The organism is Bradyrhizobium cosmicum (assembly GCF_032290525.1).
Lineage (GTDB): Bacteria > Pseudomonadota > Alphaproteobacteria > Rhizobiales > Xanthobacteraceae > Bradyrhizobium > Bradyrhizobium cosmicum_A.
The window spans coordinates 1-2,754 of record NZ_JASXTA010000060.1 but is presented as its reverse complement, the minus strand read 5'-3'; the positions used below and the strand labels follow the sequence as shown (position 1 = coordinate 2,754).

General features: G+C 63.2%; 3 protein-coding genes and 1 pseudogene. 2 read left to right on the top strand and 2 right to left on the bottom strand.

The window, feature by feature from the left end:
- On the top strand, positions 1-297 hold a 297-nt coding region (locus QSV46_RS38965), incomplete at its 5' end, for a transposase domain-containing protein (RefSeq protein WP_314963988.1).
- On the opposite strand, the gene QSV46_RS38960 is transcribed toward QSV46_RS38965, so the two are convergent.
- Positions 298-735, bottom strand: a complete 438-nt coding sequence (locus tag QSV46_RS38960) for a hypothetical protein (RefSeq protein WP_279693113.1) — start codon at positions 733-735, stop codon at positions 298-300.
- A gap of 139 nt (positions 736-874) precedes the next feature.
- Entirely contained in the window at positions 875-2,089 is a 1,215-nt protein-coding gene (locus QSV46_RS38955) for an IS110 family transposase (protein ID WP_314963989.1), read from the bottom strand.
- Positions 2,090-2,358: 269 nt separating this feature from the next.
- On the opposite strand from QSV46_RS38955, the pseudogene QSV46_RS38950 reads away from it, so the two are divergent.
- Positions 2,359-2,601 (top strand): annotated as a pseudogene (locus tag QSV46_RS38950) (IS256 family transposase); the annotation flags it as partial.
- Positions 2,602-2,754: the final 153 nt, after the last annotated feature.

Here is a 2,754-nt window from a genome sequence, read left to right as displayed (position 1 = left end):
ATCGATGACGGACGCATCGAGATCGACAGCAATACGGTCGAGCGCAGCATCAAGCCGATAGGCCTGGGAAAGAAGAAATACTTGTTCGCCGGCAGTGAAGGCGGGGCCGAGACATGGGGCATTCTCGCGTCGCTCATCAACACGGCAAAGCTGCACGACATGGACCCGCGGCACTATCTGACCGATGTTCTCGAGCGCATCGTCTCCGGACGTACAAAGATCAATCAGCTGCACCTGCTGTTGCCGTGGAACTGGAAAGCCGAGCGCGACGGTTCGGAGGCAAAGCTCGCCGCTTGATCAGTTCGACGGCAAGGCGTCGGGAACTTCCTGCGCATCGCTGGCGTCGTCGTAGATCTCCTCGCGGATCACGCGCAGCGTCACCTCGTGCAGATACACTTGCAGCGCACCCTCCAGCTCAGTGAACTCCGGCAGCAGGACTCGATCGACGAAGCCTCGTGATGCACGGACCATCACCGTGTTGCGTCGCTGCCGGCGATAACGAAACGGCCGCAGCCCATATCGGCGGCAAAGCGCCAGAAAAAGGTGCCGAGACCATTGGTCGGGAAGTGAGAATTGCTGTTCGATCGGTGGATCATGGCGAGCGAGCTCCTCGACCCGGGCCCGCACCCGCTGCAGCGCGGCTTCCGCCGCAAGGCGCTCACCAGCAGTTCCGGCACCTGCGAACAACGCCTCGATCTTCCGAAGCTTCTCGCGCAGCTGCGACTCGCTGGTCATTCTGATCCCCGTTGCCCGCTCCGAACCGGGGGTCACCCCATCACCGCGCGCCGGCGGCGTCAATCATCCCGACCGCGCTATCCAGAGCATTCCGCGCAAGTCAAGCCCCGGCACCGGTGATCCTATCGTGACGCTCACCCTATTTTGTCTTGCCGACCTGAGGCGCCCGCGCGCCGGTTTTTGGCCGTGGTTTCCATTGCGTCACCAAGCGCTCGTAGCTTTGCTCCGCCTGTGCGGCAATCAACATCTCGCGGTCGCGCAATGCCTTGATGTTGTAGGCATACGCTGGCCCACGTCGGCTGCCTTTCTGTTGCGGATGTCCGGCTTGAAGCTGCATCGCGCGGGTCTTGATGGCGACCAGTGCCGGGCGCGCCCACAGGTAATCCTCGCGCTTCGTCAACAAATGCCAGCAAAGCACGGTGAGCTTCCGGGCCACGGCCACCGCGGCGATCTGATGGCCGCGCCGGGCTCGGATGCGCACGAAAAACGCATGCAGCGGACCGGGCGCCTTGGCCGCTGCCCAGGCCGCCTCGACCAGCATGGCGCGCGCGTGACTGCGGCCGATCTTGCTGATGCGGCCGTGATGAGCGGCGCCCAGTCCGGATTGCCGCACCCGCGGGTTCAGCCCAAAATAGCTCACCAGCTTCTGCGGGCTGTTGAACCGGCTTATGTCGCCGATCGCCGCCATGATGCCGGCAGCGACCGCCAAGTTGACGCCGGTGATCGTCATCAATCTGTTGACCGCGGAATCGTCTATGGCGTCCTGCGCGATCTCGCGGTCGAGCAGGGCCAGATCTTCCGCCAGCCGGTCAAGCTCGCGCACGTGCCGATCGATCGCTGCGCGCTCATCGTCCGGCAACGGTTGGGCGGCCAACCACGTCCGGCCGCGGCCGTTGAAAAGATCGGCATGCGGGCACTTCGGGATCAGGTGCGCGTGCAGGATCGAATGGACCTCGTTTTTGAGCCCCGTGCGATGCCGCACGACCTGGTAGCGCCGCGCCACCAGCCGACGCTTGCGTTCCGTCTCCGCGTCAGGCGTCCAGATCTGCGGCAGGTACCCGGCCGCCTGCAGACTGGCGAGCGTGCCGGCATCAATCTTGTCGGTCTTGACGTGAGCCTGGGCGATCGCCTTCACCTGCAGCGGATTGGCGATAATCACCCGTGCCACGAACGGGGCCAGAACCCGGGATACCGCCATGCTGTTGCCGGTCGCTTCGACCACCACCTCATCACTGGCCAGCAGGGTCTTGCCAAATCCTTCCAATGCAGTCCGCGTCATATCAATGCGGCCCGCATGTCGGAGCCTGCCATCCTCCCAAACCACCACCTCCCCGAAAGTTCGGTGGACGTCGATGCCAATCACCCGTCGCATTCGCACCTCCTGCCAATCAGACCACAGAACGGGAGCTACGGGCGACACGACCACTACGGATTCGCGCTCTCAGCGCAACCGGGCGAGTCGCAGAGGCGGCCAGCTACTAACTCGAGCTCGCGGCTCATCGAATGCATCGGCCTGCCCGCACCTTTCGTGCTCCCGGTGCCTCTGTCCCGATGGTCGCACCATACGCTACGATCCTGAATATCGCAGCGGAACATCGGCACCGAGAAACTCTCATACCCGTTACCAACCCCATCGAAAGCACCTTCGCCACCGTGCGCCACCGCACGATCCGATCGAAGGGCTGTCTATCCAACAAGACCGCGCTCGCGATGGTCTTCAAACTGGTCGAGGGCGCCCAGAAAAATTGGCGTCGTCTCGATGGCCACAACCAGTTGCCAAAACTCGTTTTCGGTGTGACATTCAACAACGGGATCGAGGTCATCGCAAAGCCGACCGACCGTCAGCCCACAACCGCCGCCGCCTGACCGGCCCCGGCCGTCACCAAAATTTGGCGATAGCTCGACCGCGGTCGTGTTCAGGCTCATGCCGCCAGCCTCGGATCGTGTGCATGCATCGTGTAGATCGATGCCCAAGGGAGCAGTTCGTCCAGTCGCGCCGCAGGCCAACCATTGACGAGC